The organism is Streptomyces sp. SGAir0957, from assembly GCF_043523415.1.
The window spans coordinates 1,329,884-1,353,842 of sequence record NZ_CP027293.1 but is presented as its reverse complement, the minus strand read 5'-3'; the positions used below and the strand labels follow the sequence as shown (position 1 = coordinate 1,353,842).

Genomic DNA, 23,959 nt, shown 5'->3' with positions numbered 1-23,959 from the left:
ACACCCCCGCTGCCGCACCGCCGACGCCCGTCCCGCTGCTCCGTTCGGCTACCCGCAGTGATGCCCCTTGTTGCACACGAGCGGACGAGGCCGCGCCATGGAGACGAGGCACATGGTCGAAGCGGCGACCTCCGTTCGCCCCCATGTTCCCGGAGGGAGTGATCACGCATGACGCAGGGCGAGACCTTCAACACCCCCGATGCCCTCGTGGGACTCACGGCGTACGACCGCACGGGAGAGAAGATCGGCAGCGTTGAGCGGGTCTATCTCGACGACGCCACGGGCCGCGCCGACTGGGTGACGGTGAAGACCGGCCTCTTCGGCATGAAGGAGAGCTTCGTGCCGCTGGCGGGTGCCAGCCGCGCGGAGGACCAGCTGAAGGTGGCGTACACCAAGGAGGCGGTCAAGGACGCGCCCCGCGTCGATGCCGACCAGCACCTCGACCAGGACGAGAAGCAGGAGCTGTACCGCCACTACGGCCTCTCCTCGCCGTCCGCCGCCCCGACGAACACCGGGCGCACCGGTATGCGGGGCGACGCCGCCGCCGGTACGGCCGCCGGTGCCGGAACGGGCACGAACATGCGCGGCGACGAGCACCACGGGCGCCACGCGGCCGCCGCGGGTGCGGGTGCGGGTGCCGGGCAGCGTGAGCCCGCCATGCGCTCCGGCGCCGACATGGACCGCAAGGACGAGATGATCCGCTCCGAGGAGCGGCTGCGTGTCGGCACCGAGGAGCACGAGGTGGGCCAGGCCCACCTGCGCAAGGTCGTCGAGACGGAGGACGTCACCACGTCCGTGCCGGTCTCCCACGAGGAGGTCCGCGTCGTCCGCGAGCCCATCCGCGAGGGCGACGTGCGGCGGGCCGACATCGGCGAGGCCGAGACCGAGGTGACGCTCCACGAGGAGCGGGCCGTCGTCAGCAAGGAGACGGTCCCGGTCGAGCGCGTCCGCCTGGAGACCGAGAAGGTCACCGAGACGGACGAGGTCTCCGACACCGTCCGCAAGGAGCGGATCGTGTACGACACCCCCGAGAAGACCGACCGCAAGGGCATGCCGCGCGACGGCAAGTCCGGCCCGGGCCAGGGCCCGCGCCACTGACGCCTCCCTCCGGCGGTACGGCGGGCCCGGTCGGAATCTCCGGCCGGGCCCGCCGGCGTCCGCCGTGGCACTCTTGGACGTATGCCGGAATTGCCCGAGGTCGAAGCGTTGACGGACTTCCTCAGCGACCATCTGGTGGGGCACGAGATCACCCGCGTCCTGCCGGTCGCCATCAACGTCCTGAAGACGTACGACCCTCCGCCCATGGCCCTCGAACGCCGCACCGTGACCTCCGTGGCCCGGCACGGCAAGTTCCTCGACATCGACACGGGCGGCCTCCACCTCGTCACGCATCTGGCCCGCGCGGGCTGGCTGCACTGGCGCGACCGGCTGCCCGACGGACCGCCCAAGCCCGGCAAGGGCCCGCTGGCGCTGCGCGTCGCCCTGGAGACGGGGGAGGGCTTCGACCTCACGGAGGCCGGCACGAAAAAGGGCCTGGCCGTCTACGTCGTCGCGGACCCCGCCGACGTCCCCGGCGTCGCCCGCCTCGGCCCCGACCCCCTCGCCGACGACTTCGACGAGGCCACGTTCGCCGGGCTGCTCGGCGGTGTACGCCGCCAGATCAAGGGCGCCCTGCGCGACCAGAGCCTCATCGCGGGCGTCGGCAACGCGTACAGCGACGAGATCCTGCACGTGGCCCGGATGTCCCCCTTCAAGCAGACGGCGGCCCTCACCCCCGAGGACGTCCACACCCTGTACGAGGCGCTGCGCGCCACCCTCAAGGACGCCGTGGAACGCTCCCGCGGCGTCGCGGCCGGCCGCCTCAAGGCCGAGAAGAAGACGGGCCTGCGCGTCCACGGCCGCACCGGCGAACCCTGCCCCGTCTGCGGTGACACCATCCGCGAGGTCAGCTTCAGCGACAGCTCCCTCCAGTACTGCCCGACGTGCCAGACGGGCGGCAAGCCCCTGGCCGACCGGCGCTTGTCACGGCTGTTGAAGTAGGCGGCCCGGTTCTCGTGGCACGCGTCCGGGCCGCCTCAGTCAGCCACCGGCAACGCCAGCAACCGGCCCCCGCCCGCGGCCCGCACCTCGAACCTCCGGATCTCGCCGGGGCGGTCCGCCGCGCCGCCCTGGACCTCCACCCGGCCCCCGCCCCGCACCGTCCAGCTCGCCACCGTCTGCTCGGAGCCGTCGCGGCCCACCGCCACCAGTTCGCAGACGCGGGGCCCGTCCGGGTCGCTGATGTCCAGGGCGACCTGCGAGCCCCAGCCGCGCTCCCGCGCGGTGAGCGTGGCGGCGACCCCGCTCGACGGATCGCGGCCGCGCAGGGTCAGAGGCGCCGGACCCTCACCCGCGCCCTCGGAGAGCAGCGCCGCGCCCTGCCCCGCCGCGCCGAGCAGCAGCACCGCCGCCACGGCCGCGCCCCACAACCGCCGGCGCGTCCGGCGATGCAGCGCCGCGAGCCGGTCCACGGCCCGCTCCACCAGGGTCGGCGCCGGGCGCGCGAACAGCTCCACACAGCGCGGCGTCGCCCGCGCGTACACGTCGAGCACGCTCGCGGCGGGCCCGAGTTCACGCAGGCGCGCCGCACACGTCCCGCACTCGGCGAGATGGTCCTCGAAGCGGAACCGGTCCGCCGCGTCCAGGACCCCCAGCGCGTAGGCGCCGGCGTCGCGATGCCGTTCCAGGGACCTCATGCGTTCCTCCCGCTCTCGCCCACCGGTACGCACCCGACGCCCGAATCACTCAAGCGACCGCCCGGCGAGCACCCGGTTACACTCCGCCGCATGTTGCGCGTACTGGCCGTCGACGACGAGGAACCCGCCCTCGCCGAACTCCTCTACCTCCTGCGCGCCGACCCGCGCGTGCGCACCGCCGAGGGCGCCACCGACGCCACCGAGGCGCTGCGCCGCATCGGCCGCGCCCTGGAGGAGGGGCCCGGCGGCGACGACGCCGTCGACGTCCTCTTCCTCGACATCCAGATGGCGGGCCTGACGGGGCTCGACGTGGCCCGCCTCCTCGCCGGGTTCGCACGCCCGCCGCTCGTCGTCTTCGTCACCGCCCACGAGGACTTCGCCGTCCAGGCCTTCGACCTCAAGGCCGTCGACTACCTGCTCAAACCGGTCCGCAGGGAGCGCCTCGCCGAAGCCCTCCGCCGCGTCGCCGAACGCGTGGCCAGCGCCCCGCCCCCGGCCACCGTCGCCGACCGCATCCCCGTCGAACTCGGCGGCGTGACCCGCCTCGTGGCCGTCTCCGACATCACGTACGCCGAGGCCCAGGGCGACTACGCCCGCCTGCACACCACGGACGGCGCCGGCCACCTGGTCCGTATCCCGCTGAGCACCCTCGAGGAGCGCTGGCAGCCGCTCGGCTTCGTCCGCGTCCACCGCAGCCACCTCGTCTCCCTGCACCGCATCGACGAACTCCGCCTCGACGGCACCGGCATGACCCTGCGCGTCGGCACCGCCGAGATAGCGGTGAGCCGCCGCCACGCCAGCCGCGTACGGGAGCTGCTGATGCGCCGGGCCACCGGCTGACCTGCGCACCCCTTCCTTCGGCGCGCCGCGCCTGCCTACACTCCGCCCGTGTCCGAACCACGGCGGCAGGTGGTGACCGGCGAGCCGCGCACCGTGCACGGCGCGACCGGTCCGCCCGGGCTGCGCACCCAGGGCGAGATCGACGAACAGACCCCGCTCGGCGCGGCCTACGTACGGTCGTTGATGCGCGGCCAGCTGCGCGCGGCGACGGCGGCGTTCGCGGTCCTGGCGCTGCCCGTGGCGGTCCTGCCCCTCATCTTCGACGCCCTGCGCAGCACGGCCGTCCAATGGCTGGTCCTCGGCGTCGGCTGCTACCCCTTCCTCGTGCTCATCGCCTGGTGGTACGTGCGCCGGGCCGAGCGCAACGAACGCGACTTCGCCGACCTCGTGCGCGGCCGCGACGGCGGAGCGCCGTGAACGAGGCGTACGCGATCCCCGCGGTGGCCGTCGTCGTCCTCGCCACCGTCCTCATCGGCGGCTTCGGCCTGCGCATCTCCCGTACGACCTCCGACTTCTACGTGGCCTCGCGCACCGTCGGACCCCGGCTCAACGCGGCGGCGATCAGCGGCGAGTACCTCTCCGCGGCGTCCTTCCTCGGCATCGCGGGCCTGCTCCTGGTGCACGGGCCCGACATGCTCTGGTACCCCGTCGGCTACACGGCGGGCTACCTCGTCCTCCTCGTCTTCGTCGCGGCCCCGCTGCGCCGCTCGGGCGCGTACACGCTGCCCGACTTCGCCGAGGGCCGCCTGGAGTCGCGGCAGGTGCGCCGCGTGGTCAGCGTGTTCGTCGTCGGAGCGGGCTGGCTGTACCTGGTGCCGCAGCTCCAGGGCGCGGGCCTGACCCTGCAGATCCTGACGGGGGCGCCGCGCTGGTTCGGGGGCGCGCTGGTCGCCGCCGTGGTCGTGCTCGCGGTGGCGGCGGGCGGCATGCGCTCGATCACCTTCGTGCAGGCGTTCCAGTACTGGCTGAAGCTGACGGCGCTGCTCGTCCCGGCGTTCTTCCTGCTCCTCGTCTGGCGGGGGAGCGGTGCGCCGGGCGGCGTGGTCCCGGCCGACCTGCCCTCGGCGGGCGTCGGCGCGGGCCAGCCCCTCGCCACCAGCCGCGCCGACCATCCGCTCTACGCCACGTACGGGCTGATCGTCGCCACGTTCCTCGGCACGATGGGGCTTCCGCACGTCGTGGTCCGCTTCTACACGAGCCCCAACGGCCGCGCGGCCCGCCGCACGACGGTGGTGGTCCTCGCCCTGATCGGCGCGTTCTACCTGCTGCCTCCCCTCTACGGCTGGCTGGGCCGCCTCTACGCGCCCGGCCTCGCCGCCACCCACGACGCGGACGCGACCGTGCTGCTGCTGCCGGGCCTGGTGGTGGACGGCGTGGCGGGCGACCTGCTGGGCGCGCTGGTGGCGGGCGGCGCGTTCGCCGCGTTCCTGTCGACGGCGTCCGGTCTGACGATGGCGGTGGCCGGTGTGGTCAGCCAGGACGTGCTGCCGAGGCGCGGAGTACGGCGCGGGGTGCGCCATTTCCGGCTCGCGGTGGCGCTGGCGATGGCGGTGCCGCTGGCCGGGGCGCTCCTGGTGGACGGGGTGCCGGTGGCGGACGCGGTCGGCATGGCGTTCGCGGTCTCGGCGTCCTCCTTCTGCCCCCTGCTGATCCTCGGCATCTGGTGGCGCGGCCTGACCCCGCCGGGTGCCCTGGCCGGGCTGTTCCTGGGCGGCGGCTCGGCGTTCGTCGCGGTGACGTCGACGGTCGCGGGCGCGGCCACGGACGGCTGGCTCCACACGCTCCTGGCCTGGCCGGCCCTCTGGTCGGTCCCGGTCGGCTTCCTGACGATGATCCTGGTCTCCCTGGCCACCCCGCACACGATCCCACCCCACACGACAGCGACGATGACCCGCCTGCACCTCCCTGAATCGCTGTGGTCAGGAGAGCTGAGAGGGCGCGAGCAACGAGGAGTGGGCGGTGCCCCCCAGGGGCGCGGGGAACGGCGCGAGCAACCCGACACGACCCGCACCAGCGAACCCACCACACCTCCCTCGACGGAAGGCCACGCCCGGTGACCGGCACTGTCACAGCCGCCCTCCTGGCCCTCTGCCCCCTCCTCCTCGCGGCCGGCTTCACCGTCGGCAGACGCACCGCCCATCCGGCAGGCCGCAGCGACGTGGGCACCCCCGTGGAACGCGCCACCTTCGAAACCCTGCACACCGCCTCCCTGGCGGCCCCGGCGCTCCGCGCGGGCCTCACGGAGGAAACGGCCCGCAAGTCCGCCCGCCGCCTGCGCACGCTCCTCGGCACGGACGCCCTCGCCGTCACCAACCGCTCGACGGTCCTGGCGTGGGACGGCGCCGCCGAGCACCCGCACACCGACCACGTCATGCCGCACATCGCCCCCGCCCTGGCCGGAGGCCGCTCCGTCGCGTTCGACTGCGGCTGCGACGACCTCGACTGCACGCTCCGCTGGGCGGTGGCCGCCCCGGTGGTGGCGGACGGCCGGGTCCTCGGCGCGGTCGTCGCCTACGCGCCCCGCGAGTCCGCCGTGCTCGCGCGGGCCACGGACGAGGTGGCCCGCTGGGTCTCCGTCCAGCTCGAACTCGCCGAACTGGACCGCTCCCGCACCCGTCTGATCGAGGCCGAGATCAAGGCGCTGCGGGCGCAGATCTCCCCGCACTTCATCTTCAACTCGCTCGCGGCGATCGCCTCGTTCGTCCGGACGGACCCGGAGCGCGCCCGCGAACTGCTCCTGGAGTTCGCCGACTTCACCCGGTACTCGTTCCGCCGCCACGGCGAGTTCACGACGCTGGCCGACGAACTCCACTCCATCGACCAGTATCTGGCCCTGGTCCGCGCCCGCTTCGGCGACCGTCTCTCCGTAACGCTGCAGATAGCCCCGGAGGTCCTCCCGGTCACGCTCCCGTTCCTGTGCCTGCAGCCCCTCGTGGAGAACGCGGTGAAGCACGGCCTGGAGGGCGCCGTGACGAACAGCCGCATCACGATCGGGGCGAAGGACGCGGGCGCCGAGGCCGAGGTGGTCATCGAGGACGACGGCGTCGGCATGGACCCCGACGAGCTGCGGGCGATCCTGCGCGGCGAGGGCGGCGCCTCGCACGGCATCGGCCTGTCGAACGTCGACGAACGCCTGCGCCAGGTCTTCGGCGACGCCTACGGCCTGGTCATCGAGACGGGCATCGGCGCGGGCACGAAGATCACGATCCGCATCCCGAAGTACCGGGCGGGCGTGTACGCGCCCTGAAGGCGCCCGGGGTCAGAACAGGTGGATGGCCAAGTGCCCGAGCGGCAGCCCCAGTTGCCAGGCCGGGGTCCACACCTTCGGCCCGTCCTCCTCCTCCGGCACCGGTACGGCGTCGAGATCGGGCGCGAGCAGTTCGGTCTCCTCCAGCCAGCGCCACGCGGCGGTGGCCAGCTCCAGGTCGGCGGAGGGGGAGCCCGCCGCGCACTGCCGGTCCCGCTCGGCGAACCGCTCCCGGACCCACTCCTGCCACGGCTGGTCGTACGCGGTCAGCGACGACCACGTGTCCAGCTGCGACACCACCCGGATCCCGGACAGTTCGTCGTCCGAGTCGGACAGGAAGATCGTCAGGGCGAGCGCGTCGCGCCCGGCCCGGAACTCGAAGGACGTGGGGGGCATCAGATCCCCGGTACGCAACAGTTCGTCCGCGATGTACTCGGCGTACAACCACGCCATGGGAACGTCGAGTTCCCCGCCGTCGGCGCCCGAGGCACCGCCCTGGCTCTCGTGCAACATCCCTTCCTGCCTTCCTCCGGTCCGTGCGCTTCGCCGGCCCCCGGGCCCCACCCGTGCAACTCGTCCAACTCGCCGGGGAGGACAGCGGATTACTCAACCGAGGAAACACCGCGCCGGGCAAGGCGCTTTACCGATACTTGACCCGACCCACAGTTTCACCGCAGGTCAGGCGCGTATCCCGGAAGCACCCTGCGCAGCGCGCGCAACGCGTAGTACGCGCGGGACTTCACGGTACCCGGGGGGATGCCGAGCGCTCCCGCGGCCTCCGCGACGCTGGCGCCCTTGAAGTAGACCTCCAGGAGCACGGCCCGGTGCTCGGGGCTGAGCGTCGCCACCGCCTCGCGCACGTCGAGCGCGGCGGCGGACCGCTCCGCGTGGTCGGCGCAGACCCGTGCGCTGTCCAGGACGGCGTCGCCGACCTCGGCGGGCCGGGCGAGCCGGGCGCGGCGGGCGTCGATGGCGAGGCGCCGCCCGACCGTGAAGAGCCAGGGCCGCACCGACCCGTAGCGCGAGTCGAGCGCCTCCGGATGCTGCCAGGCCCGTACGTACGTCTCCTGGACCAGGTCCTCCGCGCGCTGGCGGTCCCCGTCGCACAGCCGCAGCAGGAACGAGAACAGCGGTCCGCCGTGCTCCCGCTGGACCTGCGCGAGGTCCTCCTCAGGGGTCGTGGGTGTCGTGAGCGCCGTCGTCATGCGCGTATGCCAGCGCAGGCCGCCGGTCCCGCCCAGAGGGCACGCGCGGCTCTGCGGCAGGCGGTCGATGCCGTCGACGAACGGTGCGGTGAACGGGCCGGGTGGCGCAGCGCGGCACCACCCGTTCCGGGGAGGTGCCCGGTACGGGTGCTTGTGTCCGCCCTTACTCCTCTCCCTAGATACGTACGGCGACGAAGCACCCGGGGCGCGCCCGCGGCCGGGCCCCGCCCCCCCCGAAAGGTCAGACCCATGACACGGAGTACGCGCAGGACGGCCGGAGCGTGCCTGGCCGCGCTGCTCGCCCTCGGCGCCGCCTGCGCCGCCCCGCCGGCCACCCCGCCCCGCACCCCGGGCGTGGCCCCCGCGCCACCCGAGCGGGGCTTCACCCTGGCCGCGTCCGGCGACGTCCTGCCGCACACCTCGATCATCCGGCGGGCCCGCGCCGACGCGGAAGGGCGCGGCTACGACTTCCGCCCCATGCTCGCGGGCGCCAGGTCGGTCGTCGCCCCGGCCGACCTGGCGATCTGCCACATGGAGACGGTGTACGGGGCGCGCGGCGACTACAGCGGCTACCCGGCGTTCAAGTCCCCGCCGCAGGTCGCCGCGGGCCTGCGCGCCACCGGCTACGACTCCTGTTCCACCGCCTCCAACCACACCCTCGACGCGGGCACCGCCGGAGTCGCCCGCACCCTCGGCGCGCTCGACCGCGCCGGGATCGCGCACGCGGGCTCGGGCCGGACGGAGGCCGAGGGGCGCGGCCCGGCGAGGCTGCGCGCGGGCGGGGCCGAGGTCGCCCAGCTCGCGTACACCTACGACACGAACGGCTACGCCCAGCCGCCGGGCCGCCCCTGGACGGTCAACCTGATCGACCGCGGGCGGATCGTCGCCGACGCCCGAGCCGCCCGGCGGGCAGGCGCCGACGTGGTCGTCGTCTCCGTCCACTGGGGCACCGAATGGCAGGACGAGCCGAACGCGCAGCAACTGGCCCTGGGCAGGGAACTCACCGCCTCCCGCACGCACGGCCGCCCCGACATCGACCTGATCCTGGGCACCCACGCCCACGTCCCGCAGGCCTACGAGAAGGTCAACGGCGTCTGGATCGTCTACGGCATGGGCGACCAGATCGCGGGCGAGATGTACGACCCCGAGGGCGCCGTGGACGTCCGGGGCAACCTGGGCACGATCGGCCGCTTCACCTTCACCCGCCCGGCCCGCCCCGGCGAGCGCTGGCGGGTGACGAAGGCGGAGTTCGTCCCGATGCGCTTCGACCTGCGCACCGACCGCGTCGTGAACCTGAACGACGCCCTGGCCCGGGGAGCGGGCCGTGACGTACGAGCCCTGCGGGACAGAATCCGCCGCGTCGTCCTGAGCCGGGACGCCGCCGAGGACGGCCTGACGATGAGCAAGTAACAACCGTGCGGGGGGCCTTGAAGGCACACTGACGCGCATGCCCCTCGCCCTGCACCACATCGTCATCGACGCCCATGACGGCCGCCGCCGGCGATCAGGACGCGGCTAGGCCCTGTCGTCCGGCCGTTCCGTGGCGCGCGCCAGTTCCGACCTCTTGTACGAGTAGCCGAAGTAGACGACCAGGCCGATCAGGAACCACACGGCGAACCGCACCCAGGTTTGCCACTGCAGGAACGTGATCAGCCAGATCGAGAAGACCACGCCCAGCGCGGGTACGAGCGGCATGCCCGGGGTGCGGAACGTGCGGGGCAGGTCCGGCTGGCGGTAGCGGAGCACGATCACCGCGACGCAGACCACGACGAACGCCAACAGGATGCCGATGTTGGTCAGTTCGGCCGCCTCGCCGATGGGGAGGAAACCCGCGATGGCGGCCGACGCGACACCGACGATCCACGTCACACGTGTGGGCACGTGCCGCGTCGGGTGTGTCTTCGCGAACCACTTCGGCAGCAGCCCGTCGCGGGACATGGAGAACCAGACACGTGTGACACCCAGCATGAAGGTGAACATGACGGTGAGGATGCCGATGATGGCGCCCACCGCGATCACGTCCGCGAGCCCGCTGAGGCCGGCCGCCTTGAACGCCGTCGAGAACCCGCTCTCCGGGTCGATGTCCTTGTAGTTCTGCATACCGGTCAGGACCAGGCAGGCGAGGACGTAGAGCACCATCGAGATGGCGAGCGAGTAGAGGATCGCCTTCGGCATGTGGCGCTGCGCGTCCTTGGACTCCTCCGCCGCCGTCGACATGGCGTCGTAGCCGAAGACAGCGAAGAACACGGTCGCCGCACCCGTGAACGCGCCGCTCACCCCGAACGGGAAGAACGGCGTGTAGTTCCCCGTGTTGATGTGGAAGACGCCCACACCGATGACGAGCAGGACCACGAGCACCTTGAGGACGACGACGACCGTCTCGAAGCGGGCCGCGTTGCGGATGCCCAGGGTCAGCAGGTAGGCGATGAGCAGGCACAGTACGGCGGCGAACAGGTCGACCTTGTGGCCGTCGCCGGTGCCGGGCGCGCCCAGCATCCACTTCGGCAGGTCGAGCCCCATCTCACCGAGCAGGAAGCTGAAGTACCCCGAGATGCCGATGGCGACGACCGCGACGATCGCCGTGTACTCCAGGAGCAGGTCCCAGCCGATGAACCAGCCCGCCAGCTCGCCGAGGACCGCGTAGCCGTAGGTGTACGCCGATCCGGCCTTCGGGATGAGGCCCGCGAACTCGGCGTAGGAGAGGGCGGCCGCCGCGCTGGCGACGCCCGCGATGAGGAAGGAGATCAGGACGGCGGGCCCCGCGGTGCCGTTGGCGACCGTTCCCGCGAGCGTGAAGATGCCCGCCCCGATGATGCCGCCGACGCCGATCGCGGTGAGCTGCCACAGGCCGAGCGAGCGGGTGAGCTGCGAGCCGCCCGCCCCGCCCTCGGTGTCCTCGATCTGTTCGATGGGTTTGCGGCGCAGCACGCCCTGTCCCATGCGCGGACGTGGGGGAACGGCCATGAGCTCACCTCTTCGCGGACACGACGGCTGACGGCCGATCATGATGCCCCCGCGACGGCGGTGACGGAAGACGCCGCGCGCTCCCGCGTACTGGCCCGTTATGGCACGACCGTGACCGGCCAGCGCCCCGCCTTCACCAGACGGATCGCGACCGAGCCGACGATGCGGTGACCGGCCTGCTCGGAGGCGCCGACGACGACCGCGTCCGCCTTGAGCTCGTCCGCGGCGGTGACCAGGCCGTTGAACGGGTCGCCCCGGAAGGTGTGGAACTCCCAGCGCACGTCGTATATGTCCTTGACCCGCTCGGTGGCCTCGCGGATCTCCGCGATGAGGCTCTCGGCGATCTCGTCGGTCGTCTCGGCGACGGGGACGCCGAGCGCGGCACCGCCCGCGAGGACGGGCTGCACGTAGACGACGGCGAGCAGCGCACGCTGGCGCCGGGCCAGCCCTCCGGCGTACGCGGCGGCGCGGAAGGAGGAGTCGGAGCCGTCGACCCCGACCACGATCACCTTGGGCCCGTCGGTGCCCCGCTCGAACTGGTGTGGCTGCTGATCGGTCACGCGCAGAGGCTAACGGAAACACCCGGTGAGGTAAGCGGCGGGGCGCCTTCCGGATCGGCCCGGGGTCAGCGCGCGGAGACCAGGCGGGCGAAGACCACCACGTTGCCGTCGTAGCCGTGCTGCTTCGAGTAGCCGCCGCCGCAGGTGATGACCCGCAACTCCGGTACGCCCTTGGACCCGTAGACCTTCCGTCCCGGGAAGTGCGCCTTGTCGAACACCTCGATCCCGTAGACCTCGAAGACGGCGGTGCTGCCGTCCTCGCGCGCGACCTCGACGTGGTTGCCCTTCTTCAGGGAGCCGAGGCCGTAGAAGACGGCGGGGCCCTGCTGGTTGTCGACGTGGCCGACGACGACCGAGGTGCCCTTCTCGCCGGGGGAGACCGCCCCGGTGAACCAGCCCGCCAGGTTCGGGTCCTCGGGCGGCGGCGCGTCCACCCAGCCGTCCGCGTCGAGCCCGACCTGTGTGATCGGCGCGTCCACCTGTATCGCCGGGACCCGGACGCGCTCGGCGGGCGAGAACGGCAGCGCCTCCGCGGCCGCCGGCGCGTCCCGTGCCGCCGTGTGCGCCTCCGCGGCGGCGGCCGACGCGGGTTGCGGCGGCCCGGTGTCGGTCTCGCCCGAGCCGTTGCGGATCAGCGCGAGACCGGCGAGCAGCACCAGGGCGAGGACGCCCCACGGCGCACGCCCCCGGGGCCGCTCCGTCTCCTCGTCGGTCCCTGTGTCGGACATCGGCTCATCCCCTTCCGAGCGTGGCGCTTGCGAGCGTGGCGGCGCGGCGGCGCGGGCCAGGGCCGGTGCGCCATCCGGCCCAGCCCCGAAATGCGGGACCGGGAACGCCGTCTGATGGTGCGTCTGACAACTGTTCGCTGGAGCTGTACTCGCCCCGTCCCCGTGGCCGTCGCCCGGGTTCGCTTTCCCGTGGAGGATCCACATGCGCCGCACCCGTGTCCTGGCGGTGTCCGCCGTCGCCGCCGTCGCGTTCACCCTGGCCGCCCCCGTCGCGTCCGTCGCGTCCGTCGCGTCCGTCGCGTCTGCCGCGTCTGCCGCGTCTGCCGCGTCTGTCGCGTCCGAGCCGCGCGAGCACGTCCGGCACGGCCGTGACAGTGACGACTCCGACGGCGCGCGCCGCCCGGAGGCCACCCCCACCGACATGGCGATCGGCGGCGCCCTCGTCGCCTCCGGTCTGATCGGCGGTGGCGCGTTCTGCCTGCGCCGCCGCGCGGAGGGCAGACGGTGACGGGCAGGGGCCGACGGGCGCAGCCGTACGGGCGCGTGGGTGCCGTCAGCCCTTGTCGTCGCCGGTGCGGCGGCGCGCGAAGTAGTAGGCGGTGCCGAACGCGCCGGTGAGCAGGGCCGCGCCGAGGCCGATCTCGCGCAGGTCGAAACCGCCGACGCTGCCGCCGGCACCCGCGTGGACGCCGTGGTCTGCGGGCTGGTGCGTGGGCTCGTCGGGCTTGCCGCCCGCGATGGTGAGGTCCACGGACCGGTCGGGGCGGCCCTCGCAGGAGAACGTCACGGAGTACATGGCGCCCTGCTTGGCGTCCCAGTCGACGGTGACCGATTTCGAACCGCTTCCGCCGCCCAGCTTCACCGTGTCGAAGATCCCGGCGCTCACCGTGGTCTTGCCGGGGCAGCCGTCCTGCGTGAGCAGCACCTGGCCGCCCGCCGAGATCGTGGTCGGCGAGGCGCTGACGTCGAACTGGCGGTCGTCCCCCGCCGCGGCGGACGGCGCGGCGAGGGTGAGCGCGGTGAGGCCGAGCACGGCGGCGGAAGCGGCGCGTATCGCGTGCATGGGGTTCCTCCGGGTCCACAAGGGGCAGCCGCGGACCGTTTCCGTCCGCTGGGGACAAGCACCTCGATGGTCGAAACCCTATGGATTGCCCCAAATGGGCGCGAGATTTGTCGGGCGAACGGGGGACGCCCCGGCTCCCCGGGGGTCAGTGGGCCCCCGGGAAGAGCATCAGGAACGGTTCCGCGGTGGCCGCCGCGCCACGGCTGTAGGGGGCGTCGAAGTCCCAGATGAGGAAGAGCAGGAACGCGATCAAGGACGAGAAGAGGCCGGCCAGGACGATCTCGCGGCGCGTACGCCGGATCTGCAGCGCGAAGATCATGCCGATGGTCACCAGGCCGCCGGCGATCAGGCCGAACCAGACGACGCCCGGCATCGTCGCCCCGGTCGAGTCCGCGCGGGCGTTGCGCGCGTCGTCCGCCGCCGTCACCTGGTCCAGGAGCGGCTGGTAGGCCTGGGCCTGGAAGTCGTTCTCGGGCTCGAAGTCCGTGACGTCGTGGCGCACCTTGTCGAACAGCTCGGTGCCCTTGTCCGTCAGCTCGCCCTTGGACCGCATCGCATGCCACTCGGTGGTCACGACATGGCTGACATAGGTGTCGACATCCGCCCGGATCCGGTCGCGGACACCGTCGGGGTAGACGCGGACCCGCTCATGGATCTCGTGCAGCGCCTGCGCCTCGTTGCGCACGTGGTCCTCGGCCGCGCTGCGCGCCTCCCAGGCACCCGCGATGGCCAGGCCGAGAACGATCGCGTAGACCACGCCGATCATCATCGTCATGTACTCGATGACGTCCGGGGTCTCGGACGGATCGTCGTCCTCACCGATTCTCCGTTGTTGCAGCACCTGGACGACGAGCACGACCCCGCACACGGCGATCATCGCGAGGGCGAGAACAAGCCATTCCGACATCGAATCTCCACACAGGGTCAGCGGGGGCGCAGCGCGGCGACCGCGAGGATCGCGGGCGCGGTGATGAGCAGGGTGAGCGTGACGAGGGACGGCCCGCCACGAGGCGGCGCGCGGTGCACCGTGGGCCGGTAGGCGGGGTAATGGACGGCCTTCGGCTTCGGGTCCGGTTCCGGGGTCGGCTTGGGTGTCGGTGTCGGTGTCGGTGTCGGTGTCGGTGTCGGCTTCGGGTCCGGCCTGGGTGGGGGCTTCGGCGCGGGTGGCGGCGGGGGAGCGGGCCGCGCGGGCGCGGCGTGCGTCGGCGGCGGGGGCGGAGCGGGGGCCGGCGGTGGCGGCGGAGCCGGCTCGGGCGGGGGAGCGGGCGGCGGCGGCGCCGGTTTCGGCGGGGGCGGCTTCGGGGTCGGCTTCGGCGGGGGCGTACTGGGCCCCGCGCTGCAGTCGACGTCGGAGCCCGCGACCGCGACGCCGCCGCTCGCCCCGCCGTCGACCGAGGCCCACGCGCAGCTGTCGGCCGGGGCGAGAGCGGTCGCGGCCCCGGCCGGCGCGCCGCAGAGCCAGGCGGCGGCCACCACCGCGAGGACTCGGGTGAGCAGGGCGGACCTGGCCCGCTGGGTTCGATGCACGACGAGATGATGAGCAGCCGCGCGGGACGGCACGCCGTATGCGCCCCGCAATGCCCCGAACGGGCGGATCGGTTGCGTTCGAGGTTTGCGCCCTGCCCTGTCCCTCGTCCGTGTGAGCGCGGCCGTCGGACCCGCCGCGCGAGAATTCTGGGCCCGCGTTGAACGCACCCACCGTCCCCGCCCGTACCTAGGGCCATGTGCGGACCCGGCCGGGCCCCCACAACACCCCAGCAACACACGGGAGTTGACGATGAAGACCTCCTGGCGGAACGCCTCGCTCGTAGCGACAGCCGCTGCCCTGCTCGCGCTGACGACGGCGTGCGGTCAGGACAAGGCCGACGGAACCGCGAACGGACAGAACGTGGGCAACGCCGCCCCGGCGCAGGGCGGTTACGGCTCGGACGGCTACGGGTCCGACGGGTACGGCTCGTCGGGCAAGGAGGGGGCCGGCGCGGCCGCCGCGCCCAAGGCCAAGGCCGCCGGGCAGCTGGCCGTGTGGGACAGCAAGAAGCTCGGCAAGGTCGTCACGGACAGCGCCGGGTTCACGCTCTACCGCTTCGACAAGGACACGGCGCAGCCGCCCAAGTCGAACTGCGACGCCACCTGCCTCAAGGCGTGGCCGGCGGTTCCGGCGAGCGGCGCGAAGGCCGCGCCCGGCGTCGACGACGCCCTGATCGGCGAGGTCACCGCGGCCGACGGCACGAAACAGCTGACCGTCGACGGCTGGCCGATGTACCGCTACGCCATGGACACCGCACCCGGCGACGCCAAGGGCCAGGGCGTGGGCGGCACCTGGTACGCCGCCGCGCCCGACGGCAAGAAGGCGAGCCCGGCCGCCGCCGCGCAACCCGCCGACCTCGCGGGCCTGTCCACCCGCAAGGACCCGAAGCTCGGCGAGATCGTCGTCGACAAGAACGGGATGACCGTCTACCGCTTCCTGAAGGACTCGGCCTGGCCGATCAAGTCCAACTGCGTCGGCGCCTGCGCGAAGAAGTGGCCGGCCGTTGCACCCGTCGCCAAGAACGACACCGAGAACATTCCGCTCAAGGGCTACATGACCTTCGACCGGCCCGACGGCACCCAGCAGCAGACGCTGAACTGCTGGCCCGTGTACACCTTCTCCGGCGACAAGAAGCCCGGTGACACCAACGGGCAGGGCGTGGGCGGCACCTGGTACGCGGCCGCGCCCGACGGCAAGCCGGTGGGCCGCCCCGCCCAGTAGGACGCTGGAGAACCGGTCGAGGCCGGTCCGTTCCCCGTACGGCCATGAGAAGGTCGTGCGCCGGGAACGGACCGGCCTCTTCTCGTTCGGGAAAGAGGCGGTTTCGGGGTGGTTTCGGAGCCTCCTCTCATGGCACGTGCCGCAGGCAGTGACCGAGAACGGATGGTCAATTTCCGTTTTGGCTCGTACCTTTGGCGGCTGATCAGTAGCCTCTGCTCGAACACCGGCACGCCTACGCCTTGGAGAGAGTGATGGAGCGTCCTGCCTGGGCCCCGCAGGGCATCGACATCTCGGTGCCCAGCGTGTCCCGGATCTACGACTACTACCTGGGCGGTTCGCACAACTTCGAGGTCGACCGGGAGGCCGCCCGCAGGGCCATGGAGTTCCTGCCGGGCCTGCCGAAGATCATGCAGGCGAACCGGGCGTTCATGCGGCGCGCCGTGCGGTACGCCGTCGACGAGGGCATCACCCAGTTCCTCGACATCGGCTCCGGCATCCCGACCTTCGGCAACGTCCACGAGGTGGCGCAGCGGGCGAGCCCCGGCGCCCGCGTGGTCTACGTCGACCACGACCCGGTCGCCGTCGCCCACAGCCGGGCCGTCCTCGACGGCAACCCGGACACCGCCGTCGTCGCCGCCGACCTGCGCAAGCCGCGCGATATCCTGCGCAGCCCCGACGTCACAGGACTGCTCGACCTGGAGCGCCCCGTGGCGCTCCTCCTCGTCGCCGTCCTGCACTTCATCGAGGACGCCGACGACCCGTACGGGGCGGTCGCCGCACTCGGTGAGGCGCTCGCCCCGGGCTCCATGCTGATCGTCACGCACGCCACCTACGAAGGCATGCCGATACCCGAGGAACAGGCCGGCGGGGCGGTCGACGTCTACCGCGACGACGTCCGCAACCCGCTCATCATGCGCGGCCGCGAGGAGATCGAACGGTTCTTCCAGGGGTACGAGGTGGTCGAGCCGGGCATCGTGCCCATGCCGGTGTGGCGGCCACAGACCGCGCCCGAGGACGAGGACCCGTTCACCTTCGCGGGCTATGTGGGAGTGGGGCGCAAGCCGTGAGCACAGAGCCGGGTGGACCGGAGGACAGACTGCGCAGGTTCGCCACCATCTGGAGCCGGGCCATCTACCCGGTGACGGCGACCTCGCTGACCAGGCCGGAGTTCGAGCAGGTACTCGTGCCGCTCGCCCGCACGATGCGCGACGTGCTCGCCGCACGGGCCCTGGACGCCGCACAGGGCCAGGCCGTCGGCGCGGCCCTCGTCGACGTGCACTGCACCGACCCCGAGGCGCTCAGCCGCACCCTCGACGTCGTCGACGCGTACCTCGTCCTCTACTGCGGCGAAGAGGCGCGCACCGCCGAGCGCGAGGACGACCTGCGGGCCCGCTGCGCCCGCCTCCAGCACACCGTCGCCGCGGGCTTCGCCGCCGCGCTGCGGGAGCGGACGCTCGCCGAGCAGGAGGCCATCTCGGTGGCCGCGCTCAACGCCCGCAGCGCCGTCGCCGAGGCGCTGCACGCCAGCGAGGCCCGGTTCCGCGCCGTCTTCCACGGCGCCGCCATCGGCATCAGCATCGCCTCCCTCGACGGCACCGTCCTGGAGGTCAACGACGCCCTCGTCCGGATGTTCGGCGGCGCCGAGGGCATGCTGCGCGGGCGCAACGTCGCCGAGTGGACCCACCCCGACGACGCCCCCCAGGTCTGGCACCTCTACCACGAGCTGGTGCGCGGCGACCGCGAGCACTACCGCGTCGAGAAGGCGTTCCACCGCCCCGACGGCACGGCCCTGTGGACCAACCTCACGGTCTCCCTGCTCCGCGACGCCGACGGCGTGCCCCAGTACCAGCTGGCGCTCCTGGAGGACACCACCGAGCGCCGCCTGCTCAACCTCCGGCTCCGCTACGAGGCCACGCACGACGCGCTCACCGGCCTGCCCAACCGCACCCTGTTCTTCGAACGCCTGGAGAAGGTGCTCGGCGCGGGCGAAGGCATGCGCTTCGGCCTCTGCTACCTCGACCTCGACGGCTTCAAGACCATCAACGACAGCCTCGGCCACGCGGTCGGCGACCGGCTCCTCGTCGAGGTCGCCGACCGGCTCCAGGCCTGCGCCACCGCCCCCGGCGAGATGGTCGCCCGGCTCGGCGGCGACGAGTTCGTGGCCCTCACCACAGGGCGCGACACCGAGGCCGAGGTCGACGAGCTCGCCGACCGCATCATGGGAGCGCTCGCCACCCCGATCCGCATCGACAACCGCGAGCTGACCGTGCGCGGCTCCATCGGCATCGTCGAAGGCCCCGTCGGCGACCGCAGCCCCGCGGAAGTGCTCCGCAGCGCCGACATCACCATGTACCGGGCCAAGTCCGCGGGCGGCAACCGCTACGAGCTCGCCGACCCCGAGGCCGACGCCCGCGCCATCACCCGGCACGGCCTCACCACCGCGCTGCCCGCCGCGCTCGACCGCGGCGAGTTCTTCATCGAGTACCAGCCGCTCGTCCACCTCGGCGACGGCAGCGTGCGCGGCGCCGAGGCGCTCGTACGGTGGCGCCATCCGCAGCACGGGGTCCTCGGGCCCGACCGGTTCATCCCGCTCGCCGAACACACCGGGCTCATCGTGCCGCTCGGGCGGTGGGTCCTGGAGGAGTCCGTACGCCAGGCCCGCGCCTGGCAGCAGCGCCACGTCGACGCGGGGCCGCTCCGCATCAACGTGAACCTCTCCCCGATGCAGCTCACCCACCCCGGGCTCGTCTCCGACACGGTCGACATCCTCGAACGGTCCGGGCTCGCGCCCGGGGCGTTGTGCCTGGAGGTGACGGAGTCGGCGCTCATCGGGGCGGACGACGACCTCTTGAAGCCGCTGCGTCGCCTCTCGGAGATGGGGGTCGACATAGCCCTCGACGACTTCGGTACGGGGTACTCGAACCTGGCGAACCTGCGGCGGCTGCCGGTGAACGTGCTCAAGCTCGACCGGTCCTTCACGCAGGGCATGCAGCAGTTCCCGGCGGATCCGGTGGACCTGAAGATCGTCGAGGGCATCGTCTCGCTGGCCCACAGCCTTGATCTGGCGGTCACGGTGGAGGGGGTCGAGACGGGGGCTCAGGCCGAGCAGTTGCGGGAGCTGGGGTGCGACACGGCCCAGGGCTGGTACTACGCCCGCCCTGGCCCGCCGGACCGGCTCCACGAGCTGGCACTCGCCGACGCCACCGGCTAGCCGCCGCGGATCGGGTGCCGGGTGCGGGTACGTCGTGGCCGGTCGCGCAGTTCCCCGCGCCCCTGAGCATGCGGCTTCGCCGCGATGCCCTGGGTCGTCGCCACACGTCCCGCCGTCGTGGCCGGTCGCGCAGTTCCCCGCGCCCCTGGGGCGCTGAGATGGCGCACGCAGTGCGCATCTCAGGGGCGCGGGGAACTGCGCGAGCAACCACGACGCGGCGTGCACCCGGCGACGGACGGTGCGGTCCCGCGCTAGGACCCGCCCCGCTCCACAAGCATCCGCTGCAGCTCACGTGCCGCCCGAGGCGGAGCCACATCGGTGCGATGGGCCAGCGCGATCGTCCGGTGCAGGCCGGGCCGGGCCAGCGGCGTGACGTGGAGGTCGAGCCCCGCTCGCAGCGCGACCATGTGCGGAACCACCGCGACCCCGAGCCCGGCCCGGACAAACCCCAGGACCGCGTCCATCTCACCCCCCTCCACCGCGAAATCCGGCTCGAACCCTTCCGCCCGGCACGCCGCGACCGTAAGTTCCCGCAGGTCGTACCCGTGCCGGAACATGACGAGCCGCTCGCCCTCCAGGTCGCAGACGCGGACCGACTTCCGCCCCCGGCCCGGCCGGGGCGCGCTCGGCGAGGAGACCACCACCAGCTCCTCCCGCAACAGCTCCACCGTCGTCAGCGCGGGCGCGGGCGCCGGCAGCGGAAGCACGACGAGGGCCAGATCCACCGCCCCGCGCGCCAGCTCCCGTACGAGGTCGTGCGAGCCGCCTTCCTCGATGAGCAGCTGGATGCCGGGGTAGCGGTCGTGGAAGGCGCGGAGGACGTCCGGGAGGAGGCCCGTGCACAGGGACGGGGTGGCCCCGAGCCGGACCCGCCCGCGCCGCAGCTGCGCCAGTTCCTGGACCTCGTAGCGCGCGGTGTCCGCGTCCGCGAGGATCCGCCGGGCGAGCGGCAGCAGCGCCTCACCGGCGTCGGTGAGCGTGATGTTGCCCCGGGCGCGGTGGAAGAGGTCGGCGCCCAGTTCCCGTTCGAGGGCCCGGATCTGCTGGGACAGCGACGGCTGGGCCACATGGACCAGTTCCGCCGCGTGCGTGAAGTGCCGCGTCTCCGCCACCGCGACGAAGTACTGGAGCTGCTGGAACTGCATGTACACCACGATAGTTCCCTACATAGGCAATGCCTATGGAAATGAGCTGCTCAATGTCTTGGACCGATCGGCCTCCGCCCGCCTACCGTCTGGTGCCATGGCTCTGGCAACGCGGACGGACCGACGACCGTCCATGACGCGCACGCTCTGGGACAGCTCTCTCGGCAAGAAGACCGTGATGGCTGTCAGCGGCATCGTGATGCTGCTGTACCTGGTCGCGCACATGATCGGCAACCTCAAGATCTTCTTCGGTCCCGGGGAGATCAACCACTACGCCCACTGGCTGCGCACCATGGGCGAGCCGGTCCTCCACTACGAGTGGGGCCTGTGGCTCGTGCGCATCGTGCTCGTCGTCGCCGTCGTGGCCCACGCGACCTCCGCGTACCAGCTGAGCCGCCGCGACATCAAGGCGCGCCCCAGCAAGTACGTGCACAAGAAGCCCGGCGCGAGCTACGCCACCCGCACCATGCGCTGGGGCGGCGTCATCCTCGGCCTGTTCATCGTCTGGCACATCCTGGACCTGACGACGGGCACCGTGCACCCGGACGGGTACGAGCACCTGCACCCGTACCAGAACATCATCGACACGTTCTCGACCTGGTACGGGAACGTCATCTACATCGTCGCGATGCTCGCCCTCGGACTCCACGTCCAGCACGGGTTCTGGAGCGCCGCGCAGACTCTCGGTGTCGGCAGCCGGACCCGTGACCGCGTCCTGAAGACGATCGGCAACGTCCTCGCCGTACTGCTCACCCTCGGCTTCATCGCCGTGCCCGTGGGCGTCATGACCGGATTGGTGAGCTGAGGAACGACATGAGCGCCTACACCGACTACTCGACCGGCGAGCCGATCGTCGACACCAAAGCCCCCACCGGGCCCGTCGCCGAGCGCTGGGACACCCGCCGCTTCGAGGCCAAGCTGGTCAACCCCGCGAACCGGCGCAAGCACACCGTCATCGTCGTCGGGACGGGGCTCGCCGGCGGCAGCGCGGGGGCCACGCTCGCCGAGCAGGGGTACCACGTCGTCCAGTTCTGCTACCAGGACTCGCCGCGCCGCGCGCACTCGATCGCCGCGCAGGGCGGTATCAACGCCGCGAAGAACTACCGCAACGACGGCGACTCCGTGCACCGCCTCTTCTACGACACGGTCAAGGGCGGCGACTTCCGCGCCCGCGAGTCGAACGTGCACCGGCTCGCCCAGATCTCCGTCGAGATCATCGACCAGTGCGTGGCGCAGGGCGTGCCGTTCGCCCGCGAGTACGGCGGTCTCCTCGACACCCGGTCCTTCGGCGGCGTCCAGGTGTCGCGCACCTTCTACGCCCGCGGCCAGACGGGGCAGCAGCTGCTGCTCGGCGCCTACCAGGCGCTCAGCCGCCAGGTCGCCGCGGGGAACATCGAGCTGCATCCCCGTACCGAGATGCTCGACCTGATCATCGTCGACGGGAAGGCGCGCGGCATCGTCGCCCGTGACCTCGTCACCGGGAAGATCGACACATACTTCGCGGACGCCGTCGTCCTCGCCTCCGGCGGCTACGGCAACGTCTTCTACCTCTCCACCAACGCGATGAACTCCAACGCGACCGCCGTCTGGCGGGCGCACCGGCGCGGCGCCTATTTCGCCAACCCCTGCTTCACGCAGATCCACCCCACCTGCATCCCGCGCACCGGCGACCACCAGTCGAAGCTGACGCTGATGAGCGAGTCGCTGCGCAACGACGGGCGGATCTGGGTGCCGAAGGCCAAGGGCGACGACCGTCCGGCCAACAAGATCCCCGAGGACGAGCGCGACTACTACCTGGAGCGCATCTACCCGTCCTTCGGCAACCTCGTGCCCCGCGACATCGCCTCCCGCGCCGCGAAGAACGTGTGTGATGAGGGGAGGGGCGTCGGGCCCGGCGGGCAGGGTGTCTACCTCGACTTCGCCGACGCCATCCAGCGCCTGGGCCGCAAGGCCGTCGAGACGAAGTACGGCAACCTCTTCGACATGTACCAGCGGATCACCGACGAGGATCCGTACAAGGTGCCCATGCGGATCTACCCGGCCGTGCACTACACGATGGGCGGCCTGTGGGTCGATTACGACCTTCAGACCACCGTCCCGGGGCTCTTCGCCATCGGTGAGGCCAACTTCTCCGACCACGGTGCCAACCGGCTCGGCGCCTCCGCGCTGATGCAGGGGCTCGCCGACGGCTACTTCGTCCTCCCCGCCACCATCAACGACTACCTCGCCAAGAACCCGCACACCGAGAACGTGGACGCCGCGCACCCCGCGACCGTCGAGGTGGTGCGCGAGACCGAGGAGCGGCTCGCGAAGCTGCTCGCCGTCGACGGGGACCGCACCCCGGACTCCTTCCACCGCGAACTCGGCGAACTCATGTGGGAGTTCTGCGGCATGGCCCGCACCGAGACCGGTCTGCGCAAGGCCCTTGAGCGCATCCCGCAGATCCGCGAGGAGTTCTGGCGCCGCATCAAGGTGCCGGGCACCGGCGAGGAGTTCAACCAGTCCCTGGAGAAGGCCAACCGCATCGTCGACTACATCGAGCTGGCCGAGCTGATGTGCCTCGACGCCCTGCACCGCGCCGAGTCCTGCGGCGGCCACTTCCGCGAGGAGTCGCAGACCCCGGACGGCGAGGCCGAACGCCGCGACGAGGAGTTCTCCTACGCCGCCGCCTGGGAGTTCACCGGCACCGGGGCGGCCCCCGCCCTGCACAAGGAAGACCTCGTCTTCGAGTACGTCCACCCCACTCAGCGGAGCTACGCATGAAGCTCACCCTGCGCGTCTGGCGCCAGAAGAACGCCGGTGCCGAAGGCGCCATGTCCACGTACGAGGTGGACGGGATCTCCCAGGACATGTCGTTCCTGGAGATGCTCGACACCCTCAACGAGGAACTCATCGTCAAGGGCGAGGACCCCGTCGCCTTCGACCACGACTGCCGCGAGGGCATCTGCGGCGCCTGCTCGCTCGTCATCAACGGCGACGCGCACGGCCCGGAGCGCACCACCACCTGCCAGCTCCACATGCGGTCCTTCAAGGACGGCGACACGATCGACATCGAGCCGTGGCGCGCCTCCGCGTTCCCCGTCATCAAGGACCTCGTCGTCGACCGCTCGGCCTTCGACCGGATCATTCAGTCCGGCGGCTACATCACCGCCCCGACCGGCGCCGCCCCGGAGGCCCACTCCACCCCGGTGCCCAAGCCGGACGCGGACTTCGCCTTCGAGAACGCCGAGTGCATCGGCTGCGGCGCCTGCGTGGCCGCCTGCCCGAACGGCGCGGCCATGCTCTTCACCTCCGCCAAGATCAACCACCTGAACGTCCTCCCGCAGGGCGCGCCCGAGCGCGAGACCCGCGTCCTGGACATGGTGGCGCAGATGGACGAGGAGGGCTTCGGCGGCTGCACGCTCACCGGCGAGTGCGCGACGGCCTGCCCGAAGGGCATCCCGCTGTTCTCCATCACCAGCATGAACAAGGAGTGGCTGCGCGCGAACCGCAAGGTCAGCCGCTGAGTCACT

24 protein-coding genes are annotated in these 23,959 nt (G+C 72.2%); 14 read left to right on the top strand and 10 right to left on the bottom strand.

The features are described 5' to 3' along the window. Window positions 1-168: 168 nt before the first annotated feature. The gene (locus C1N81_RS11490) at window positions 169-1,098 is read left to right on the top strand and encodes a DUF2382 domain-containing protein (RefSeq protein ID WP_394428682.1); all 930 of its coding nucleotides are present in this window, start codon (window positions 169-171) and stop codon (window positions 1,096-1,098) included. A gap of 81 nt (window positions 1,099-1,179) precedes the next feature. Next, window positions 1,180-2,040 (top strand): Fpg/Nei family DNA glycosylase, encoded by an 861-nt coding sequence (locus tag C1N81_RS11485; protein WP_394428681.1) that lies wholly within the window; start codon window positions 1,180-1,182, stop codon window positions 2,038-2,040. A gap of 35 nt (window positions 2,041-2,075) precedes the next feature. On the opposite strand, the gene C1N81_RS11480 is transcribed toward C1N81_RS11485, so the two are convergent. After that, entirely contained in the window at window positions 2,076-2,735 is a 660-nt protein-coding gene (locus C1N81_RS11480) for a zf-HC2 domain-containing protein (protein WP_394428680.1), read from the bottom strand. 90 nt (window positions 2,736-2,825) lie between these two features. Between C1N81_RS11480 and C1N81_RS11475 the strand changes: the two genes are divergently transcribed. From C1N81_RS11475 to C1N81_RS11460, 4 genes are read left to right on the top strand one after another with little or no spacing between them, the layout of a single operon-like run. After that, complete coding sequence (locus tag C1N81_RS11475; RefSeq protein ID WP_394428679.1) at window positions 2,826-3,575, top strand: LytR/AlgR family response regulator transcription factor; 750 nt, start codon at window positions 2,826-2,828, stop codon at window positions 3,573-3,575. A 48-nt stretch (window positions 3,576-3,623) separates the two neighbouring features. Continuing rightward, complete coding sequence (locus tag C1N81_RS11470; protein WP_394428678.1) at window positions 3,624-3,992, top strand: hypothetical protein; 369 nt, start codon at window positions 3,624-3,626, stop codon at window positions 3,990-3,992. Continuing rightward, window positions 3,989-5,632: a sodium/solute symporter gene (locus tag C1N81_RS11465; protein ID WP_394428677.1), complete on the top strand. Its 1,644-nt coding sequence runs from the start codon at window positions 3,989-3,991 to the stop codon at window positions 5,630-5,632. The genes C1N81_RS11470 and C1N81_RS11465 overlap by 4 nt, the downstream gene beginning before the upstream one ends. Continuing rightward, window positions 5,629-6,822, top strand: a complete 1,194-nt coding sequence (locus C1N81_RS11460) for a sensor histidine kinase (RefSeq protein ID WP_394428676.1) — start codon at window positions 5,629-5,631, stop codon at window positions 6,820-6,822. Before C1N81_RS11465 ends, C1N81_RS11460 begins: the two co-directional genes overlap by 4 nt. A gap of 12 nt (window positions 6,823-6,834) precedes the next feature. On the opposite strand, the gene C1N81_RS11455 is transcribed toward C1N81_RS11460, so the two are convergent. Both C1N81_RS11455 and C1N81_RS11450 read right to left on the bottom strand, forming a co-directional pair. Continuing rightward, a complete protein-coding gene (locus C1N81_RS11455) occupies window positions 6,835-7,335 on the bottom strand; it encodes a hypothetical protein (protein ID WP_394428675.1) in 501 nt (166 codons plus the stop codon). Between the two features lie 155 nt (window positions 7,336-7,490). Continuing rightward, on the bottom strand, window positions 7,491-8,027 hold the full coding sequence (locus C1N81_RS11450) for a sigma-70 family RNA polymerase sigma factor (RefSeq protein WP_394428674.1): 537 nt from the start codon (window positions 8,025-8,027) through the stop codon (window positions 7,491-7,493). A gap of 249 nt (window positions 8,028-8,276) precedes the next feature. On the opposite strand from C1N81_RS11450, the gene C1N81_RS11445 reads away from it, so the two are divergent. Next, window positions 8,277-9,437, top strand: a complete 1,161-nt coding sequence (locus C1N81_RS11445; protein ID WP_394428673.1) for a CapA family protein — start codon at window positions 8,277-8,279, stop codon at window positions 9,435-9,437. Between the two features lie 105 nt (window positions 9,438-9,542). Here C1N81_RS11445 and C1N81_RS11440 read toward each other — a convergent pair whose 3' ends face one another. The 3 genes from C1N81_RS11440 to C1N81_RS11430 form a co-directional block, all read right to left on the bottom strand. Next, window positions 9,543-10,991 (bottom strand): amino acid permease, encoded by a 1,449-nt coding sequence (locus tag C1N81_RS11440; RefSeq protein ID WP_394428672.1) that lies wholly within the window; start codon window positions 10,989-10,991, stop codon window positions 9,543-9,545. Window positions 10,992-11,089: 98 nt separating this feature from the next. Continuing rightward, window positions 11,090-11,551 carry a universal stress protein gene (locus C1N81_RS11435; protein ID WP_394428671.1) on the bottom strand — a complete coding sequence of 154 codons (462 nt, stop codon included), beginning with the start codon at window positions 11,549-11,551 and terminating at the stop codon, window positions 11,090-11,092. 65 nt (window positions 11,552-11,616) lie between these two features. Continuing rightward, window positions 11,617-12,279, bottom strand: coding sequence for a class F sortase (locus tag C1N81_RS11430; RefSeq protein WP_394428670.1), 663 nt, complete (start codon window positions 12,277-12,279; stop codon window positions 11,617-11,619). Between the two features lie 202 nt (window positions 12,280-12,481). Here C1N81_RS11430 and C1N81_RS11425 point away from each other — a divergent pair, with 202 nt between their 5' ends. After that, window positions 12,482-12,787 carry a hypothetical protein gene (locus C1N81_RS11425; protein ID WP_394428669.1) on the top strand — a complete coding sequence of 102 codons (306 nt, stop codon included), beginning with the start codon at window positions 12,482-12,484 and terminating at the stop codon, window positions 12,785-12,787. 45 nt (window positions 12,788-12,832) lie between these two features. Here C1N81_RS11425 and C1N81_RS11420 read toward each other — a convergent pair whose 3' ends face one another. The 3 genes from C1N81_RS11420 to C1N81_RS11410 form a co-directional block, all read right to left on the bottom strand. After that, window positions 12,833-13,342, bottom strand: a complete 510-nt coding sequence (locus C1N81_RS11420; RefSeq protein ID WP_394428668.1) for a hypothetical protein — start codon at window positions 13,340-13,342, stop codon at window positions 12,833-12,835. A gap of 145 nt (window positions 13,343-13,487) precedes the next feature. Then, on the bottom strand, window positions 13,488-14,249 hold the full coding sequence (locus C1N81_RS11415; protein ID WP_394428667.1) for a bestrophin-like domain: 762 nt from the start codon (window positions 14,247-14,249) through the stop codon (window positions 13,488-13,490). 17 nt (window positions 14,250-14,266) lie between these two features. Then, the gene (locus tag C1N81_RS11410) at window positions 14,267-14,869 is read right to left on the bottom strand and encodes a hypothetical protein (RefSeq protein WP_394428666.1); all 603 of its coding nucleotides are present in this window, start codon (window positions 14,867-14,869) and stop codon (window positions 14,267-14,269) included. Window positions 14,870-15,119: 250 nt separating this feature from the next. On the opposite strand from C1N81_RS11410, the gene C1N81_RS11405 reads away from it, so the two are divergent. The 3 genes from C1N81_RS11405 (at window position 15,120) to C1N81_RS11395 (ending at window position 19,302) form a co-directional block, all read left to right on the top strand. Next, window positions 15,120-16,091 (top strand): SCO0930 family lipoprotein, encoded by a 972-nt coding sequence (locus C1N81_RS11405; protein WP_394428665.1) that lies wholly within the window; start codon window positions 15,120-15,122, stop codon window positions 16,089-16,091. Between the two features lie 251 nt (window positions 16,092-16,342). Then, window positions 16,343-17,158 (top strand): SAM-dependent methyltransferase, encoded by an 816-nt coding sequence (locus C1N81_RS11400; RefSeq protein WP_394428664.1) that lies wholly within the window; start codon window positions 16,343-16,345, stop codon window positions 17,156-17,158. Further along, complete coding sequence (locus tag C1N81_RS11395; RefSeq protein WP_394428663.1) at window positions 17,155-19,302, top strand: putative bifunctional diguanylate cyclase/phosphodiesterase; 2,148 nt, start codon at window positions 17,155-17,157, stop codon at window positions 19,300-19,302. The genes C1N81_RS11400 and C1N81_RS11395 overlap by 4 nt, the downstream gene beginning before the upstream one ends. 251 nt (window positions 19,303-19,553) lie before the next feature. Here the strand turns inward: C1N81_RS11395 and C1N81_RS11390 are convergent, their stop codons facing one another. Then, window positions 19,554-20,447, bottom strand: a complete 894-nt coding sequence (locus C1N81_RS11390) for a LysR family transcriptional regulator (RefSeq protein ID WP_394428662.1) — start codon at window positions 20,445-20,447, stop codon at window positions 19,554-19,556. Between the two features lie 133 nt (window positions 20,448-20,580). On the opposite strand from C1N81_RS11390, the gene C1N81_RS11385 reads away from it, so the two are divergent. Genes C1N81_RS11385 through C1N81_RS11375 form a run of 3 tightly spaced genes read left to right on the top strand, consistent with a single transcriptional unit; the run spans window position 20,581 to window position 23,953 of the window. Beyond that, window positions 20,581-21,252: a succinate dehydrogenase gene (locus C1N81_RS11385; RefSeq protein WP_394437866.1), complete on the top strand. Its 672-nt coding sequence runs from the start codon at window positions 20,581-20,583 to the stop codon at window positions 21,250-21,252. 8 nt (window positions 21,253-21,260) lie between these two features. Next, a complete protein-coding gene (locus C1N81_RS11380; protein WP_394428661.1) occupies window positions 21,261-23,210 on the top strand; it encodes a fumarate reductase/succinate dehydrogenase flavoprotein subunit in 1,950 nt (649 codons plus the stop codon). Further along, on the top strand, window positions 23,207-23,953 hold the full coding sequence (locus tag C1N81_RS11375) for a succinate dehydrogenase/fumarate reductase iron-sulfur subunit (RefSeq protein WP_394428660.1): 747 nt from the start codon (window positions 23,207-23,209) through the stop codon (window positions 23,951-23,953). Before C1N81_RS11380 ends, C1N81_RS11375 begins: the two co-directional genes overlap by 4 nt. Window positions 23,954-23,959 lie beyond the last annotated feature (6 nt).

What these genes read in the sequence shown, in the direction of transcription:
- C1N81_RS11490 (WP_394428682.1), top strand. Translation starts at nt 169, where the DNA reads ATGACGCAGGGCGAGACCTTCAACACCCCCGATGCCCTCGTGGGACTC.
- C1N81_RS11450 (WP_394428674.1), bottom strand. Translation starts at nt 8,027, where the DNA reads ATGACGACGGCGCTCACGACACCCACGACCCCTGAGGAGGACCTCGCG.
- C1N81_RS11375 (WP_394428660.1), top strand. Translation starts at nt 23,207, where the DNA reads ATGAAGCTCACCCTGCGCGTCTGGCGCCAGAAGAACGCCGGTGCCGAA.
- C1N81_RS11420 (WP_394428668.1), bottom strand. Translation starts at nt 13,342, where the DNA reads ATGCACGCGATACGCGCCGCTTCCGCCGCCGTGCTCGGCCTCACCGCG.
- C1N81_RS11475 (WP_394428679.1), top strand. Translation starts at nt 2,826, where the DNA reads ATGTTGCGCGTACTGGCCGTCGACGACGAGGAACCCGCCCTCGCCGAA.
- C1N81_RS11455 (WP_394428675.1), bottom strand. Translation starts at nt 7,335, where the DNA reads ATGTTGCACGAGAGCCAGGGCGGTGCCTCGGGCGCCGACGGCGGGGAA.
- C1N81_RS11385 (WP_394437866.1), top strand. Translation starts at nt 20,581, where the DNA reads ATGACGCGCACGCTCTGGGACAGCTCTCTCGGCAAGAAGACCGTGATG.
- C1N81_RS11380 (WP_394428661.1), top strand. Translation starts at nt 21,261, where the DNA reads ATGAGCGCCTACACCGACTACTCGACCGGCGAGCCGATCGTCGACACC.
- C1N81_RS11440 (WP_394428672.1), bottom strand. Translation starts at nt 10,991, where the DNA reads ATGGCCGTTCCCCCACGTCCGCGCATGGGACAGGGCGTGCTGCGCCGC.
- C1N81_RS11425 (WP_394428669.1), top strand. Translation starts at nt 12,482, where the DNA reads ATGCGCCGCACCCGTGTCCTGGCGGTGTCCGCCGTCGCCGCCGTCGCG.
- C1N81_RS11480 (WP_394428680.1), bottom strand. Translation starts at nt 2,735, where the DNA reads ATGAGGTCCCTGGAACGGCATCGCGACGCCGGCGCCTACGCGCTGGGG.
- C1N81_RS11400 (WP_394428664.1), top strand. Translation starts at nt 16,343, where the DNA reads ATGGAGCGTCCTGCCTGGGCCCCGCAGGGCATCGACATCTCGGTGCCC.
- C1N81_RS11390 (WP_394428662.1), bottom strand. Translation starts at nt 20,447, where the DNA reads ATGCAGTTCCAGCAGCTCCAGTACTTCGTCGCGGTGGCGGAGACGCGG.
- C1N81_RS11430 (WP_394428670.1), bottom strand. Translation starts at nt 12,279, where the DNA reads ATGTCCGACACAGGGACCGACGAGGAGACGGAGCGGCCCCGGGGGCGT.
- C1N81_RS11415 (WP_394428667.1), bottom strand. Translation starts at nt 14,249, where the DNA reads ATGTCGGAATGGCTTGTTCTCGCCCTCGCGATGATCGCCGTGTGCGGG.
- C1N81_RS11445 (WP_394428673.1), top strand. Translation starts at nt 8,277, where the DNA reads ATGACACGGAGTACGCGCAGGACGGCCGGAGCGTGCCTGGCCGCGCTG.
- C1N81_RS11485 (WP_394428681.1), top strand. Translation starts at nt 1,180, where the DNA reads ATGCCGGAATTGCCCGAGGTCGAAGCGTTGACGGACTTCCTCAGCGAC.
- C1N81_RS11405 (WP_394428665.1), top strand. Translation starts at nt 15,120, where the DNA reads ATGAAGACCTCCTGGCGGAACGCCTCGCTCGTAGCGACAGCCGCTGCC.